Raw genomic sequence first — 16,797 nt, forward strand, 5'->3', positions numbered from 1 at the left:
GCCGACTGTTTGTTCCGGAATTAGGTATGATAAAGTTTGTTTACCCTACGCATTTGAATGATGACCGATAATGCAATGCAAAAAATACCCCAATAAAAACTGCTGTTCAAGTATTTATTTTCATGAAATAAAACAAAAGCCAATAATATACCGTAAACCGGTTCCAGATTTAAAGTGAGATTTTGAGTAAATGCAGAAATATTCCGCAATGCTTTCAACATTAATTCCATGGCTAAAACGGTACACAACCAGGCAAGTATCAGTAACCAAAATAAGTCGGGCATCGTTGGAATCCACTTTGATGTAGGATTTTGCTGTAAATAAAAAGGCAACAAAATGGTTAAAAGTAAAAACCCGCCTGTCATTTCAATCAACATTATGGTTTGCGGTGCTGCCTTATGAATATTTTTTTTATTGAATATGGAAAATAAAGCAGCAATTAATGCCGAGCCTAATCCAAATAAAATACCCGTTCTAAATTTTACATCGAACTGAAAAATAATATAGATGCCCAGTAAACTCAATAAGCCCAAACCAACTTCCACTGCATGTGCTTTTTTTCTATTGAATAATGGCTCTAATACAGCCGTGAAGAATGAGGTTGCTGCAAAGCATACCAAACCTATTGATACATTAGCCAATTTAATACTTGCATAAAAGAATACCCAATGCAAAGCAATAAGCACTCCAATACCCAAAAACAATAATATATTCCGAGGTGTAATGGCGAATGTCTGTTTTCGCCAAAGTAATATGATCAATAAAGTAATGGCAGTTATTCCCATTCTATACCAAACAAGTGGCAATTCATTTAATTGAATAAAGACCCCTAAAATTCCGGTAAATCCTGCCAACAAAACAGAAATATGAAGTTGTATAAGCGATTGCTTCATGAAAAGGAAATGAAAAAAAATTACTGTACGTCGGTTACTTGTTGAACAATTTCAGGAGTAGCAATAGCTGCAACTTTTTTTCGATAGTTTTTAAACATGCTCAGCCATTGAATTTTAATAACACCAAATACGCCTTCTTTCAAAATGCCTTTACTCATTTTACTCACACCAATTTTTCTATCAATGAAAGTAATGGGTACTTCTTTAATTTTAAAGCCCAATTTCCATGCAGCAAATTTCATTTCAATTTGAAAGGCATAACCCACGAAAGTAATGGCATCAAAATTAATAGTTTGTAATACCTTTCTTGTATAGCAAATAAATCCGGCTGTGGGGTCGTTAATGGGCATGAAAGTAATAATACGGGTATAAATAGCGCCACCTTTTGAATACAGATGACGGTCTAAAGGCCAATTTTCAATTTTGCCGCCTCTTACATAACGACTGCCAATGGCAACATCAGCACCATTGTATTTGCAAGCCTCGTATAGGCGTTCTAAATCGTTAGGATTATGAGAAAAGTCGGCATCCATTTCAAATATATATTGATATCCGTTAGCTAATGCCCACCTAAATCCGTGAATGTAAGCTGTACCTAACCCCAATTTCCCTTCTCTTTCCTCTAAAAACAAACATCCTTTGTATTTAGTCATTAAATTTTTTACGGCCAATGCAGTACCATCGGGCGAGCCATCATCAATTACCAATACATGGTAATTTTGATTCAACGCAAATACAGTATCTAATATTGCAACAATATTTTCAACTTCATTATAGGTAGGTATGATAACTAATTTTTCCAACGTATAAATATCTTAAACCTGAAAGTACGAAGTTCTTTCAAAACAGCTGCTAAATGGTTTACTAAAATTTACAAATCTTCAGCGTTTTTTAATTTTTATCTTTTTTCAAATAGGTTCTATTCAATATTTCGGTGAACTTTTGCTTGGTATTCATCGGAAAATCACCTTTCATCATCCAATCATAATATTGCGGTTCTTCTTTCAATACTTGAACAACCGGCTTGCCTTTATGTTTACCGAAATTAAAAATTTCTACACCATTAACTTTTATGAACCTCCGTGCAAAATCAACCATATCCTCTTCACCTGAAAATTTAGCCAACTCTTCTGCCGTCGTTCCAATATCCCCATATCTTTCCACCTGCGCTTCTAAAATTTCCCAAGTAGCAACAGCATCCGCTTCTGCACTATGTGCCCCATCTAAATTTTTGTTGCAATAAAATTTGTATGCTGCACTTAAGGTACGTTGTTCTTTTAAATGAAATATTTTTTGCACATCAATAAACTTGCGTCCTTCCGTAGAAAATTCCTGACCCGCTCTGGCAAATTCTTCAATTAACATAGGAATATCAAACCGATTGCTATTATATCCACACAAATCAGCATTTCCTATAAATTGTTTTATTTCATTGGCAACTTGCTTAAAAGTGGGCGCATCTTTTACCATTTCATTGGTAATACCATGCACATCAGAAGCAGCCTTTGGAATGGGCATTTCAGGATTAATTAATTTTCTTTTTATTTGTTTTGTCGCATCAGGTAATATTTTTACAATAGCAATTTCCACTATTTTATCAGATCCAATATTCACACCGGTGGTTTCTAAATCAATGGTTGCAACAGGTTTGCTAAGCTGAATTTTCATATTATGCATTTTCAAATATAAATTAAAGGATTTATAGGAAACGAAAATAAAGTAGTTTGTTGTTAATAAAAATTTAGTTGGGAGTATAATTGCTTTTTAATGCTTCCAAATCTAACCCATCGAAATTGCCGCTACTCATTAATAAAAGGTTACTATTGATTTTAGGCTGTTGATGTAACCAACTTAACAAGGCCTCCTTGTTATGAAAAATGGCTAAATTAGATTGATTAAACCCTGCTCGTAAAAGTATTTCATCAATGGGCGGCATTTTTTTTATGGCCAATGCATGTTCGGCATAAAATACGGCACAGGAATCGGCTTTTTCAAACACACCATTGTATTCTTTAAAAAAGTTGGCATTTAAACTACTATAGGTATGCAATTCAAAAACTGCGGTTAAATGTCTTTGCGGGTATTGTGTTTTTACCGCTTCAATGGTTGCTTTTACTTTGCTGGGCGCATGGGCAAAATCGCGGAAAATGGTAATGGAATCATTCGCCAATATTACTTCTAATCGTTTACTGGCACCTGTGAAGCTTTGTATAGCTTTTAAAAATACCTCATTGGTTACCCCCAGTTTTCTACATACCCAATAGGCAGCATGTAAATTGTATAAGTTATGATTACCAAAAACTTTCAAGGGCACCGTAATGTCTTCCATAGTTATGTAAGTGATACCGGCATCTACTTTATGGGTTGGTAAAGTGTAGGGAATGTATTGAATATCTTTTCGGGTTTGCTGTAATACTAATTGTTTTAAAGTAGCATCTTCTGCATTATAAATTAACGTACCGTCGGGTTCAATTTTTTCAATGAAAATGGAAAACTGTTGCAAATAGATATCAAACGTAGGAAAGACATTAATATGATCCCAGGCTATGCCGGTTATTACGGCAATATTGGGAAACAGAAAATGAAATTTAGGCCTTTTATCTAAGGTGCTGGCCGGGTATTCATCGCCTTCGCACACAATTACCGGCGCATTGGTAAGTTGTACGGATTGTGGAAAACCATTTAATTGGGCACCCACCAAATAATCAAAATTAAGATTGGCTTGTTGCAACACGTGCATTACCATAGCAGTTGTGGTAGTTTTACCATGGCTACCCCCTATTACTACCCGCATTTTATTTTTGCTTTCGTTAAAAATAAATTCGGGGAAAGAATAAGTGGGAATACCCAATTGTTTAGCCTGCACTAATTCGGGATTATCATCCCTTGCATGCATACCCACTACAATTGCATCTAAATTATTAGTAATTTTTATGGGAAACCAGCCCAATTCATTAGGCAGCAATCCGGCGTTTTTTAAGTTGGAATAAGCGGGTTCAAAAATTTCATCATCTGAACCTGTTACATGGTACCCTTTCTGCGCTAAAGTAATAGCTAACTGATGCATAACATTTCCGCCAATGGCAATAAAATGAATATTTGGCATAAAATTTATTCTCTACTTTTTCGTTAATGTGCATAGATAATTAAAAAATTTGCATAAAAGCAACATTTTGTAACGAATTCTTATCTTTGATTTTTGCGGTAATACCGCAGCTTGAACAAATAGCTATTTTATGAAAAAAATGTTAATTGCCTTAGTGCTTTTGGTTATGGTAGCTTTTACTGTCAGCTCCTGTGTTTCATCACGGGGAAGAGGCTGCCCAACCACCAACAAAAACTACTTTAAACCTTAATGGGCTTTTTTTTGTTGCTTTGCATAAAAAAGCAATAATGAACTGGATATCACTTACATCAGAAGAACAATTAGCGCAAATACAAGAAGCCTCCTTTCTGAAGCCACAGGTTATTTTTAAACATAGTACTCGCTGTAGTATTAGTAGTACTGCTTTGCATCGTTTGGAACGTGCTGAAGCACCTGCGGATATTGATTTCTATTATTTAGACTTAATACAATATCGTTCACTGTCCGCAAAAGTGGCCGAGGTTTTTCAGGTAAAGCATGAATCTCCTCAAATTTTACTCATTAAAAATGGTCAATGTGTTTATCATGAAAGCCATTTCGCCATTGCTATGGAGGAAATAGTTGAGAATGCACTTTCACATTAATCTACTATTTTTGTAGGAAATTAAAAATATGCTTCATTGGTTGCAGGCCCCTTGGCCTTGGTATGTTTCCGGACCATTAATTGGCTTGATGGTTCCGTTACTGTTATTATTAGGTAATAAAGTTTTTGGCATTTCATCCTCATTAAGGCATGTCTGTGCGGCCTGTTTTCCGGCAAAAATCCCTTTTTTTCAATACAATTGGAAGGCAGAGCAATGGAATCTGTTTTTTGTTGGCGGCATTATCATAGGGGGATGGTTGGCAAGTTCCTACCTAACCAATGGTATGCCCTTAAATGTCAATCCTAATTTAACGGAACAGCTACAAACCTATCAAATACAGGAAAGCAATAGCTGGGTACCAACGGCAATTTTTAGTTGGGAAGGACTCTTCACCCTTCGCGGATTTATCATGATGGTAGTTGGCGGATTTTTAGTGGGATTTGGTACCCGTTATGCCGGAGGTTGCACTTCGGGCCATTCCATAAACGGATTAAGCAATTTACAATTGCCCTCACTAATTGCCACTATTTGCTTCATGGCCGGCGGATTTATTATGGCTAATCTTATTTTACCCTTCATTTTAAAACTTTAAGTGATATGCAAAATATTACTGAGCAATCCTCAACTAATATTATTCACCATAGCAATACACTCAATAACACCGATTTTGAGGTAAGGAGTCTTGATGCCATGTGTACTAATGATAGTCAATTAAAACATCCGTGGTGGTATAATTTAAAATATTTGGCAGCAGGTATTTTATTTGGCATTATTTTAATTAAAGCGGAAGTTATTTCTTGGTTCCGCATTCAGGAAATGTTTCACCTGCAAAGTTTTCATATGTATGGGGTAATAGGTTCTGCCGTAGTTACCGGTGCATTGGGTGTTTGGTGCATAAAAAAATGGAAATTAAAAACCATACATGGCGAGCCTGTTCAATTTGTAAAAAAACAATTCAGTAAAGGACAGATTTATGGTGGGCTTATTTTTGGTTTAGGTTGGGCTATGACCGGCGCTTGCCCGGGGCCATTATATGCTTTAATCGGTTCGGGTATAACCGTTATTGCTGTTGTACTGCTAAGCGCAATGGTTGGTACTTGGGTATATGGTGCTGTGCGTGAAAAATTGCCACATTAGTGTTTTCGTTATTACCGTAAACAATTATTTTGTTGTTAGCCATTTTCGCATTACCCAGTCGTTTTGTACATCATTACCTAAAATAAATTGTTGTTCACCTACAATTTCAAAATCCATTTTTTGGTAAAAAGTAATTGCCGATTTATTCTGCTGCCAGGCAATTAACCAAACTTGTTCTAAATTTTGTTGTTGAGCCAAATTTTCGGCAAATGCAATAAACCGTTTACCAATTCCCAACTTTTTAAAAGGCTCATTAACATAAAGCCTGGCAATTTCCAAACCATTTGAAAACTGTAGAGTATCCGGTTGTGTTTGGTAAGATAGTTTACAATAACCTGCAAGGTTTTCATTGAGCCAGGCAAAATAAAATTCATTGTTGGGGCTATTCCATTCATCGCGTATAGCTGCTTCATTCATGTGTTTATTTAAATAAAGCTGCATATCCTGTTCGGTATTAAATGCTTGGTAGGTATGGCAAAAAGTAGATTGACTAATTTCTACCAATAATGGTATTTCATCAGCAGTAACTTTTTTTATCATTAAATGCGAAAGCATAGGGACAATCAACAGTAAAATTATTGAAGAAACAACTCATTTAATTATCCGGCAAAAGTGGCATTGGCAGATAAAGGAATATCGGTTACTTGCCCATTTTCGGTTTTAAGCATACGCGAAGGATAACGATTGATAACAATAAAATCGTGCGTTGCCATTATAATGCTGGTACCATAATCTTTTGTAATTTGAAACAGCAACTGCATAATTTCATCACTTGTTTCAGGATCAAGGTTACCGGTAGGTTCATCGGCTAAAATAAGTTTGGGCGAGTTTAATAAAGCACGAGCAATATCAACCCTTTGTTGCTCGCCACCGCTAATTTCATAAGCCATTTTAAAGCCTTTGCTCTTCAAGCCAACCTTATCTAACACATCATTTATTTTTTCATTCATTAAATGTTCATCTTTCCATCCGGTGGCTTTTAAAACAAAACGCAGGTTTTCATAAATATTTCTATCGGTTAATAACTGAAAATCTTGAAACACTACCCCCAGGTTTCGTCTTAAATATGGAACTTTTTTCCAATTCATTTCCCTAAGGTTAAAGCCCACTACGTTGCCCTGCCCTTCTTTCAAAGGTAATTCGCCATACAAAGTTTTTAGTAAGCTACTTTTACCCGAGCCTGTTTTACCTACCAAGTACACAAACTCTCCCTTTTCTATTGTAAAATTTACTTGTTGTAAAATAAGTGCCGAACCCTGATAAATATTTGCGTTTGTAAGCGTTACAACCGATTCCATAAAAAATTAATTTTTTATAACAACGTTTAAAATTAAGTAAAATTGAGCAAGCAAAATTGTTAATATGTGTATTCTATGCTGCCGAAGTTGCCTTCAATCACCAAATTATTTTTATTGGCAGCTTCCGTATGACCAATTATAGCTGCATCAATATTGAATTGTTTAGCGGTATCAATCATTCTTTGGGCAGCTTTTTCATTGGTAAAAATTTCAAGTCTATGCCCCATATTAAATACCTGAAACATTTCTTTATAATCAGCACCGGAATTTTGTTGTATCAACTCGAATATAGGTGGAATCGGTAATAAATTATTCTTCACCACTTTTAAAGTTTGTGGTAAATATTTCATGCATTTGGTTTGTCCACCACCGCTGCAATGTATCATTCCGTAAATATCATTGAACTGTTCTTCCAACAATTGCTTTACCAACGGAGCATAGGTTCGGGTGGGTGATAATAATAATTGGCCAATGGTATAAGTTTCATTATTGACAACCCATTCATCGGTTAATTTTTTATTGCCAATATACACCACGTTTGACGGCAATCCGGATTCGTAAGTTTCAGGATATAGTTGAGCATAATGCTTGCTTAACACATCGTGGCGAGCACTGGTTAAACCATTGCTTCCCAAGCCACTGTTATAGGTTGTTTCGTATGTAGCTTTACCACTACTGGCAAAACCAACAATTACATTACCGGCACTGATTTTATGATTGGTAATTAACTTTTGCTTAGGCCAGCGTGCTGTAATGGTTCCATTTACTGCAATGGTACGAACCACATCGCCTACATCGGCAGTTTCGCCACCTAAGTAATGAATATGAACACCATGCGCAGCAAGTTGATTGAAAAATGCTTGTGTACCATTAATAATTTGCTCAATTACTGCACCATTAATTAAATGCTTGTTTCTATCAATGGTTGATGCAAAAACCATGTTATTATAAATACCAACACAAAGCAGGTCATCTATATTCATAGCAACAGCATCCTGAGCAATGCCTTTCCAAATATTAACATCGCCAGTTTCTTTCCAATACAAGTAAGCTAAAATAGATTTTGTTCCAGCACCATCGGCATGGCTAACATTAATCATTTGCTCATCACCACCTAAAAAGTCAGGATATATTTTACAAAATGCATGTGCAAATAATCCCTGGTTTAAATGCTTAATGGCCTCATGTATTTCTTCTTTTTGGGCTGAAACGCCGCGCTGCGCATATAATGACATGAAAAAAAATTAATGTGTTGTTTCGGGCAAAGTTAAACAAAGCATTCATACAACAGTAATTAGCCGTTTTTATAGTTATGCTTTACTGTACATTTGCTGTTAAGCCAATAAAACCATTCATTTTTTGGCTTTTGTACACAATACATACAACCATGCAGGTACATTATAATATAGATGCATTGCCCCATTTTAAAAATTGCGTAATTACCATCGGCACTTTTGATGGCGTACATATTGGGCATACCACCATTTTACAACAATTAAAAGAAGAAGCAGCGTCAGTAAACGGCGAAACAGTGGTTATTACTTTTCATCCGCATCCCCGAAAAATTGTGGGCGATGTTCCGGATATTAAAATACTAACCACATTAGATGAAAAAATTTCATTAATTGAAAAGCAAGGTATTGACCATTTAGTAGTAGTACCATTTAATGAAGCATTTTCGCAACTAAGTGCCGATGCATATATTAAAAATTTTTTAGTAGCAAAATTTACGCCGCATACCATCATTATCGGGTACGATCATCATTTTGGCCACGATCGCACCGGCAATTTTAGTTTATTGGAAACGTATGGTAAAGCCATGGGATTTATGGTAAAAGAAATTCCTGTTCAAGTAATTGAAACAGCAGCCATTAGTTCAACCCGCATTCGGAAAGCATTGTTACAAAATGATATTGCTACAGCCAGCCATTTATTGGGTTATGATTATTTTTTTTCAGGAACCATTATTTCCGGCGATAAAATTGGACGAACCATTGGCTACCCCACGGCCAATATTCAACTCAATAACACCGATAAATTAGTACCCGGCGATGGGGTTTACGCGGTGTATTGTTCTGTAAATGCTGGTAAAAATAATTTATCTGCTTATCCCTCATTAAAAGGAATGATGTACATTGGAAGTCGACCAGTTGTAAATGGAAAACGAAGAGTAATTGAAGTAAATATTTTTGATTTTAATGAAGACATTTACGAATGTACTATGCAGGTTACGCTAAAAGCGTTTATTCGTGGCGATATGCCATTAACTAGTTTACAAGGTTTGCAAGAACAATTAGCATTAGATAAACAAGCCGTATTAAGCCAATTGGTTTAATACAAATCATGCATTAAAAAATAATTTTAGCAGTTAATTCCTTTAGTAAATCGGCACTGGAATTGCCGGCATCGTTAATACCAATACTTTTTAAATTGTATTCGTGCAGCAACAATAGTATTTGTTGCGTTTTTTGATGCGGATAATTTTTAACTGCAGCCATATGGTCAGCAATGGCAGTGGGATGATTACTGCCAATAATGGTTGCAGGATTTTTACTGCTGCCTTCTGCATGCAGCATTAATACACGGCAAAAGAAATTATGAATGGCAGGTAAAACTAATTGTAACGGACCTGCCTTGGGGTTGGCATCAAAGTATTGAATAATTTTGATGGCTTTAGCCATGTTTTTATGTGCAATGGCACTTTGCAATTCAAATACATTAAACTCCTTACTAATTCCTACATAGGTTTCAACATCATCATCGGTAATTTCTTTTTTCCCTTTTAAGTTTAGGGTTAATTTTTCTATTTCGTTGTATAAGCGACTTAAATCATTACCAATAGCATCAACCAATAAACCCAAGGCTTTGGGTTGAATGGAGTAACCTAATGATTGAGTTGTTTGCTTTACCCATGCAGGCAATTCATTTTCATATAGCCTACGTGTAGTAAGTAATTCGTGCTTTTGCTTTAATAGTTTGGCCAGTTTCAAACGGCCATCTAATTTTTTTTCTTTGTATCCAACTATTAAAATGGTAGCATTAGATGGATTTTCAATATAGGCTTCCAGTTTTTCAATATCCTTCATTTGTTGGGCTTCTTTCAACAACACTACCTGTTTATCGGCAAACATGGGATAACGCCTGCAGGCATTAATTAATTGAGCCCAATCTGTATCACGCCCATAGAGTATGGTTAAGTTAAATTCCTTTTCTGTTTCGGAAAGCAAGTTGCTTTCAGCATATTGCATTAAATGGTCAATATAATAAGTCTCCTCCCCTTCCAGCCAATAAATAGGCTTAAAAACTTTCTTTTGCCAGTCGGCCAAAATTTTTTCATAACTCATACCGGCAAAAATAAGTAGTGATTAGTGTATTGGCATACAATGCAGAAAATGTTAAAAACAAGCACTTTTTCCCAAACATTCAATTAACAACCACAACCCTACTTTCAGGTAAAGCAGGCAGGTTTAAAAATTTTAGAATAATGTTAGCAGTTACTACTACATCGCGTTCACAATAGTGCACTATGCGGGGCAAATCATTGTCTTTATAATAAACATCCTGCACCATACTGCCATCAATATCTGTTTTAGAGGTAGGAATTTGTAATACTTCAGCTAATAAATCTAATGAAACATAATTTTTGTTATCCCCAAATTTCCACCAATTTAAAGTATCCATCATTCGTACTTCCCAAGGTTTTCTATCATGCAATTGCAAACATTCCGGCAAAGGCAAACCGTTAATAATTAAACGTCGGCAAATGTAGGGTATATCAAATTCCTTAATATTATGTCCTGCAAAGGTAAACCCATGGTGTATTTGACTCATTTTAGTGCATAAAGCCGAAAAAGTTTTTAATATTTCTGTTTCATTATGCCCAAATATGCTTTTTACTTTTAAACATATTTCCCTGGCCTCATTTTCATAAAAAAAAGCGGTAGAAATGCAAATAATTTTACCAAATTCTGCCAATATTCCACCCCTTAACCGATAACTTTCTTCAGGAGAAATATTTTCTGGCACGGTTTTAGAAATTTTATTCCACCATAACGACTGAACCCTTTCCGAAAGCTGATGAAAGTCGGCATACTGCGGAACGGTTTCAATATCCAATACCAATAAATTACTAATTTGCATGAATTTAATTTTAAATAAATAGTACCTTAAAGTTATGTTGAACGAGCCATTAGATTATCAACCCAAGCAGAAAAAAGATAAACGCAACTTAATTTACACCCTTTTTGTGGTATTGTTGTTAGGTACTTGGGCATATATTATTTATGATAAAAGTGTTACCACCCACTCAAAAGAGCAATTGCAAACCCAAATAAATGCTATTGACAGTTCAAAGGCCGAATTAAAGTTGGAATTTAATGCCACTTCGGCCCGTTTAGACTCATTAACCGGGAAGCATATTCAGTTAATTGATAAACTGGCCGATAAGAACAAAACCATTCAACATTTAAAAAATACAATTGCTGGACTGTTGCAAAAACAAAATATGACAGCCACACAATTATTAGAGGCCAGAAAAATGATTGATGAATTGAATGGCAAAGTGAATGATTTGTATAATGAACTGGCTTTGCTCCAAAATAAAAATCAAGAATTAACCTTAGCCAATGCGCAGTTGAATAATGACAAGGTTCAATTACAAGACACTTTAAATAAAACCGTAGCCTACAATCAATATGTAACCGATGAGGCTTCAACCCTGCATGCTTCAAACTTTAGTATAGAAGCATTAAAAGTGCATAATAATGGTAAAGAGAAAATGATTACCGTAGCCAAAAAAACAGATGTATTACGCATAAGTTTTGATTTAGATGCCAACCGTATTGCACCCAGTGGTGAAAAAGAACTGTTTGTTTGCATTGTAAGCCCTGATGGTAAAATTATAGCCTCAGGTAATACCATGAATACCCGTTTAGATGGTACAATACCCTATACTACTAAAGTAGCTGTACAATACGAACAGGGAAAAACGGCTCCGGTAAACATTAATTGGCGCAACAACGGCAATTACGAGCCCGGCGATTATACCATTATTGTTTATCAAAATGGCTACAAAATTGGGCAAGGTTCTATATTACTTAGGAAAAGCGGCATATTCGGCTAAAAATTCCCAAAAAACATCAATAAATAAGAATTTTTAAAAATTAATATTTTTTATATTATAATAATACACAAACAAAGATTATTTTAGTACTGTAAAACATACAACTATGAGTTATACAACACCAACAGAAAACCCGCAAAACCAATCTTCATCGGGAAGAGACAATCGTAAAACCTTTTATGGCATTTTAATAGCTGCCCTGGTATTAACATGGGGTTATATTATTTACGATAAAAGCAAAACAAAAGAAATTATTACTCAAAAAGACACCCAAATTACTACGGCTTTAACTGCCAAAGATTCATTACAGGTTTTGTTTAATGATGCTTCTGCCAAAGCAGACTCGTTAACAGGAAGTAATGTAAAATTACAAGGTGCTTTAGCTGAAAGAAATAGTGAAATTTTAAAGCTAAAATCAAACATTAGAAGCATTTTAAATAAAAAGAATGCTACAGAAGAAGAGTTAAAACAAGCCAAAGCCATGATTGCTGAATTAAATGCAAAAATTGATAGTTTGTTTGCTGAAATACAGCAGTTAAAAGGCGAAAATCAACAATTAACTACAGCTAACCAGCAGTTAACAACTGAAAAAACGCAATTAACCAATCAAAATACTGAATTGCAAGGTAACCTTACCAAAACCCAAACTGAAAAAGCGAATATAGAGGACATAGCTTCCACTTTACATGCTTCCAACATTCAGGTTAAAGCTGTTATTGTGAAAAAAAGTGGTAAAGAGGTAAGCACCAATAATGCAAAACGTGCAGATATGTTTGTTATTACTTGCAATATTGATGAGAATAGAATTACACCAAGTGGTAAGAAAACATTGTATGTATGTGTTACCAATCCCGATGGCACCCCATCCGGCACAGAAGGTACATTTAAATTAAGAGATGGAAGTGATAAAGCTTATTCAAATGCGGTTGAAGTAAATTATGAACAAGGCAAAACTTTACCGGTTAGCTTTAATTGGAAACCCGGAAGTAAATTCACCGGTGGTAATTATAAAATTGAAATTTATAACAATGGATTTAAGATTGGTGAAGCACAAAAAACTTTAAATAAAGGAGGATTTTTAGGCCTTTAAACTAATTAACCACTCAACTATCAATAAAACCGCCTCATTGTATCATGGGGCGGTTTTTTCTTTTTTGTCACCTACATATATGGACATACAAATAGCAAAAAAATAAACAACAAATAGTATTCATAAGTATATTGCACCTATGGCAAAAAAAGTGAAACAATCAAAACAAAAAAAAGAAGAACCGATTATATTGGTTACGAACGATGATAGCATTGGCGCACCGGGAATAAAAGCATTGGTTGAAGCAGTAATGGATTTAGGAAGAATTGTAGTAGTAGCACCCGATAAGCCACAAAGTGGCATGGGGCATGCCATCACCATTGGCCACCCCCTTCGTTTACAAAAAGTGGCATTTATTGATGGTGTTGAAGCATACACCTGTAATGGCACACCCGTTGATTGCGTGAAACTGGCTGTTGACAAAATTTTACACCGTAAACCCGATATTTGTTTAAGTGGCATTAACCATGGCGCAAACCATAGCATTAATGTAATTTATAGTGGTACCATGAGTGCTGCAATGGAAGCAGCTATTGAAAGCATTCCTTCTGCAGGTTTTTCGTTATTAGACTATAGTATGGAAGCTGATTTTACAGCAGCCAAAATATATGTTAGAAAAATTACAGAACAACTACTAAAAAGAAAGCTACCCAAACATTTACTATTTAATGTGAATATTCCTGCTTTAGATGCCGGCTTAATTAAAGGGATTAAAGTTTGCAGGCAAGCTTATGCTAAGTATGAGGAAGATTTTATTGAACGTACCGACCCACATGGCAGAAAATATTATTGGCTTACCGGCGATTTTTTGAACTTTGATAAAGGAAAAGATACCGATGTATGGGCACTGAACAATAATTATGTAAGCTTGGTTCCCGTAACTTTCGATTTAACTGATTATGCTTTAAAAAAAGAATTAGAAACCAACTGGGACTTATAATGTTTTTACAAAAAGATAATACAAAACTGGGTGTAATATTAGGCTTGTTAGCGCCATTAGCCGGCATATTTGGCTTTTATTTATGGCGATTTCAACGTTTAACCATTACAGAATTTATTCAATATTTAGGCATTGAAAAACATTTAATTACTGCCATGTTAAGCTTTGCTTTATTAGCCAATGCTATTGTATTTACGCTATACATCAACACAAGAAAAGATAAAACAGCTAAAGGCATTTTTGTAGTAACCGTAATTTATGCCATTGGTGTATTATTATTAAAACTGTTCTATTAATACAAAATAATTAACATGCGTAAATAATCTTACTAGTATGCAACATACTTAAAACAAAAAAGCAACCTTTTGCAAGATTGCTTTTTGAGTAATAATGTCGGCTTGCCTATCAACAGTTCTAACTTTTTAGAGGATGTACTGGCTCTGTTAGGATTGTGATATAAAGGTAATTATTGTATGAAATTTGCCTCGGGTAACTGGGAGCTGCAAGAAATTACGGCGTATGCAAAGCCATACACCGAGTAACTTCCCTTATTGTTTGACGTTATAAACTACTTCAAGATAGGGAAGATAAAAAGAAAACAATCTTTAATTTAATTGATACTTACATACGTGATTCCAAAGGCCGCAAAACTTATGCTTCTTAAAGTTAGCTCTCTATTTTTTTTATTAAGATTATATTTAAACGCATTTAGTAAAATGTCCTTAGTCTCAGACGTACGGGACAAAAGTGCTTTATTGTTTAAAGCTTCTACGCATAGCAGCGCTTTTCATTTCTTCAATAAAATAAAAATTAAAATCAGTGGTAAAATAAAAGATATAATTCCTATTATCCCCCATAATTTTCTTTGACTTGAGGACTTATTTTCAAATTCCAGAACTATCTCCGCAACCCTTTCTTTCGAATAGTATTTATATAAGCCGTATATCCACAGAAGAAAAAAGGGGATATAGTAAAATTTATTGGGCAGCAATAGAAAGGGGTTAATGCTTGTCACTTTTTTAATAATTGCAAAGATTAAAAAGACTAAAGTCATTTGACAAACAAAGACAATACAAACGCTTTTAATTAAAGGAACCTCTCCTTTAAATTTTGCGTAGTAGCGATAAAAAGAGGAAAAGATATTGTTATAAAAAATCATGATGTATTAATATTATTTTTCAATTACATCTTGAATATTTTCACTTAAACTTTTATGATTAATCCCCATTGAAACCATGTTCCCAACAAACCACCCGACGCCAATAAATTCTCCAACAATAGGAATACTAAGGGTAGCGATACCTACTGCAGCATCAATAGCATGTTTTAATTGTGGTCCATTGTGGTCTGTCGCTGCATCAATAACTGTAAGACTTATACCAATGCCGCCCAATATATTACCACCTGTTTTAAGTGCAGATGCTCCTTCTTCAAGTATTGCAGCAGGACTTAATTTATTAGCTGCTTCAAAGCCTTTTTCAATTGTAATTCGGGCCGTATTATCAAGTGCGTCAACAGTCGTATGTGCAGCTTCCAATCCTTTATGTACCCCCCAATTTGTTTGAGCCACTTGCTTATCATTTCCCTTTCCCCAATTAATATGGCCCACATAATTGTAGTTTTCTCCTTCGGTTTGGCTGTTTTCACCATGATATCCTTTTGTTTGAAACATCCCTGAACCACTATTATTGGCATATACAAAATCACCATCTCCTTTTTCAAATGAAACCACATGTTCTGTTCCCCCATTTGTGGAATTGTTATATTCCTCGTCACTTATTTGTGTAACAGTTATTTCACCCGTTTTTTTATTTCTTTCATACCGAACATGCACCATTTCATCATCACCATTTGCATCATTACCCTCCATTCCATTCACATCAATATATCGATAAGGATTATTAAAACAATATACATATGGTGACATGTCAGTCATCCTATCTGCCAATGGATCAACAGCATTCCACCTGCCTATTTGGGGGTCTTGCATTCTAGCCCCAAAATCATACAGTTCTATACCACTGCCATCACTAAACTCCCGGTGCTGTAATTCCTTGCCGTTGTATTTGTATTTATTCTCCAGGTTCCCCGCCGCTTTGCTGCTAATGCCCGCCATGGTGAGTCCGAACGGATAATAATGCGTTTGCCCATGTTATTTTTATTGTAGTGGGCATGGGCGAATTTCGCTTCGCTACATTTCCTCCAACAAAGGCCCTCGTGTATGCACTACCTGTACATTATCAAAGAACACATCTACCGGGCTTTCGTTGCTGCAATAAATATAAATATACCCGTTTTAAATTGAACTATTGTATAAGTAATTTTTCAATCGCATATGATATGAGCGCACTCATCGCACAAAAAAAGAAAGTAATAAGAGAAATTATTATTCCCACTTTTTTACTAACACCAAAATTTTTATTAGCAATTTTTTCATACCTTCTTTTTTTTACATAAACAAATACTAATGAATAATATATAGAAAGTGCAATGATTACTACTACAAAAGCCGGTGTTTTAAAATTGCTTGCAGCCCATATAGTATCTTCTAATTTTATTTCTACATTAACAAATAATCCAGACAATGC

Annotated in this window: 18 protein-coding genes and 1 pseudogene; 8 read left to right on the forward strand and 11 right to left on the reverse strand. The window is 35.1% G+C overall.

The features are described from left to right. Positions 1-20: 20 nt before the first annotated feature. The 4 genes from ACP5P5_RS05515 to ACP5P5_RS05530 all read right to left on the reverse strand — a co-directional run bounded on the left by ACP5P5_RS05515 (position 21) and on the right by ACP5P5_RS05530 (position 3,999). The gene (locus tag ACP5P5_RS05515) at positions 21-893 is read right to left on the reverse strand and encodes a DMT family transporter (protein WP_428285104.1); all 873 of its coding nucleotides are present in this window, start codon (positions 891-893) and stop codon (positions 21-23) included. Between the two features lie 20 nt (positions 894-913). Continuing rightward, a complete protein-coding gene (locus tag ACP5P5_RS05520; protein WP_428285105.1) occupies positions 914-1,696 on the reverse strand; it encodes a polyprenol monophosphomannose synthase in 783 nt (260 codons plus the stop codon). Between the two features lie 88 nt (positions 1,697-1,784). Beyond that, entirely contained in the window at positions 1,785-2,561 is a 777-nt protein-coding gene (locus ACP5P5_RS05525; protein WP_428285106.1) for an exonuclease domain-containing protein, read from the reverse strand. 73 nt (positions 2,562-2,634) lie between these two features. Beyond that, on the reverse strand, positions 2,635-3,999 hold the full coding sequence (locus ACP5P5_RS05530; protein WP_428285107.1) for a UDP-N-acetylmuramate--L-alanine ligase: 1,365 nt from the start codon (positions 3,997-3,999) through the stop codon (positions 2,635-2,637). 287 nt (positions 4,000-4,286) lie between these two features. On the opposite strand from ACP5P5_RS05530, the gene ytxJ reads away from it, so the two are divergent. The 3 genes from ytxJ to ACP5P5_RS05545 are packed head-to-tail and all read left to right on the forward strand — an operon-like array spanning position 4,287 to position 5,759. After that, a complete protein-coding gene (ytxJ, locus tag ACP5P5_RS05535; protein ID WP_428285108.1) occupies positions 4,287-4,622 on the forward strand; it encodes a bacillithiol system redox-active protein YtxJ in 336 nt (111 codons plus the stop codon). Between the two features lie 28 nt (positions 4,623-4,650). Then, positions 4,651-5,214, forward strand: coding sequence for a YeeE/YedE family protein (locus ACP5P5_RS05540; RefSeq protein WP_428285109.1), 564 nt, complete (start codon positions 4,651-4,653; stop codon positions 5,212-5,214). A gap of 5 nt (positions 5,215-5,219) precedes the next feature. Further along, positions 5,220-5,759 carry a YeeE/YedE family protein gene (locus ACP5P5_RS05545; RefSeq protein WP_428285110.1) on the forward strand — a complete coding sequence of 180 codons (540 nt, stop codon included), beginning with the start codon at positions 5,220-5,222 and terminating at the stop codon, positions 5,757-5,759. Between the two features lie 24 nt (positions 5,760-5,783). On the opposite strand, the gene ACP5P5_RS05550 is transcribed toward ACP5P5_RS05545, so the two are convergent. From ACP5P5_RS05550 to ACP5P5_RS05560, 3 genes are read right to left on the reverse strand one after another with little or no spacing between them, the layout of a single operon-like run. Then, entirely contained in the window at positions 5,784-6,299 is a 516-nt protein-coding gene (locus tag ACP5P5_RS05550; RefSeq protein ID WP_428285111.1) for a GNAT family N-acetyltransferase, read from the reverse strand. 59 nt (positions 6,300-6,358) lie between these two features. Further along, on the reverse strand, positions 6,359-7,057 hold the full coding sequence (locus ACP5P5_RS05555; protein WP_111293012.1) for a cell division ATP-binding protein FtsE: 699 nt from the start codon (positions 7,055-7,057) through the stop codon (positions 6,359-6,361). A gap of 59 nt (positions 7,058-7,116) precedes the next feature. Further along, positions 7,117-8,292: an AIR synthase related protein gene (locus ACP5P5_RS05560; RefSeq protein ID WP_428285112.1), complete on the reverse strand. Its 1,176-nt coding sequence runs from the start codon at positions 8,290-8,292 to the stop codon at positions 7,117-7,119. A 152-nt stretch (positions 8,293-8,444) separates the two neighbouring features. On the opposite strand from ACP5P5_RS05560, the gene ACP5P5_RS05565 reads away from it, so the two are divergent. Further along, positions 8,445-9,392 carry a bifunctional riboflavin kinase/FAD synthetase gene (locus tag ACP5P5_RS05565; RefSeq protein WP_428285113.1) on the forward strand — a complete coding sequence of 316 codons (948 nt, stop codon included), beginning with the start codon at positions 8,445-8,447 and terminating at the stop codon, positions 9,390-9,392. Between the two features lie 13 nt (positions 9,393-9,405). Here ACP5P5_RS05565 and holA read toward each other — a convergent pair whose 3' ends face one another. Both holA and ACP5P5_RS05575 read right to left on the reverse strand, forming a co-directional pair. Next, the gene (gene holA / locus ACP5P5_RS05570; protein WP_428285114.1) at positions 9,406-10,401 is read right to left on the reverse strand and encodes a DNA polymerase III subunit delta; all 996 of its coding nucleotides are present in this window, start codon (positions 10,399-10,401) and stop codon (positions 9,406-9,408) included. Positions 10,402-10,480: 79 nt separating this feature from the next. Continuing rightward, on the reverse strand, positions 10,481-11,197 hold the full coding sequence (locus tag ACP5P5_RS05575; protein ID WP_428285115.1) for a ribonuclease H-like domain-containing protein: 717 nt from the start codon (positions 11,195-11,197) through the stop codon (positions 10,481-10,483). Between the two features lie 34 nt (positions 11,198-11,231). On the opposite strand from ACP5P5_RS05575, the gene ACP5P5_RS05580 reads away from it, so the two are divergent. From ACP5P5_RS05580 to ACP5P5_RS05595, 4 genes are all read left to right on the forward strand, one after another. Further along, positions 11,232-12,179 carry a hypothetical protein gene (locus tag ACP5P5_RS05580; protein WP_428285116.1) on the forward strand — a complete coding sequence of 316 codons (948 nt, stop codon included), beginning with the start codon at positions 11,232-11,234 and terminating at the stop codon, positions 12,177-12,179. A 106-nt stretch (positions 12,180-12,285) separates the two neighbouring features. Then, complete coding sequence (locus ACP5P5_RS05585; RefSeq protein ID WP_428285117.1) at positions 12,286-13,269, forward strand: hypothetical protein; 984 nt, start codon at positions 12,286-12,288, stop codon at positions 13,267-13,269. 139 nt (positions 13,270-13,408) lie between these two features. Further along, positions 13,409-14,209 carry a 5'/3'-nucleotidase SurE gene (gene surE, locus ACP5P5_RS05590; RefSeq protein ID WP_428285118.1) on the forward strand — a complete coding sequence of 267 codons (801 nt, stop codon included), beginning with the start codon at positions 13,409-13,411 and terminating at the stop codon, positions 14,207-14,209. Beyond that, positions 14,209-14,505, forward strand: coding sequence for a hypothetical protein (locus tag ACP5P5_RS05595; protein WP_428285119.1), 297 nt, complete (start codon positions 14,209-14,211; stop codon positions 14,503-14,505). Before surE ends, ACP5P5_RS05595 begins: the two co-directional genes overlap by 1 nt. A gap of 875 nt (positions 14,506-15,380) precedes the next feature. Here ACP5P5_RS05595 and ACP5P5_RS05600 read toward each other — a convergent pair. Then, positions 15,381-16,334 (reverse strand): annotated as a pseudogene (locus tag ACP5P5_RS05600) (RHS repeat-associated core domain-containing protein); the annotation flags it as partial. 181 nt (positions 16,335-16,515) lie between these two features. Next, a partial coding sequence (locus tag ACP5P5_RS05605) for a hypothetical protein (RefSeq protein WP_428285120.1) occupies positions 16,516-16,797 on the reverse strand: 282 nt, incomplete at its 5' end.

This window comes from Hydrotalea sp., assembly GCF_049968455.1.
Taxonomy (GTDB): Bacteria; Bacteroidota; Bacteroidia; order Chitinophagales; family Chitinophagaceae; genus Hydrotalea.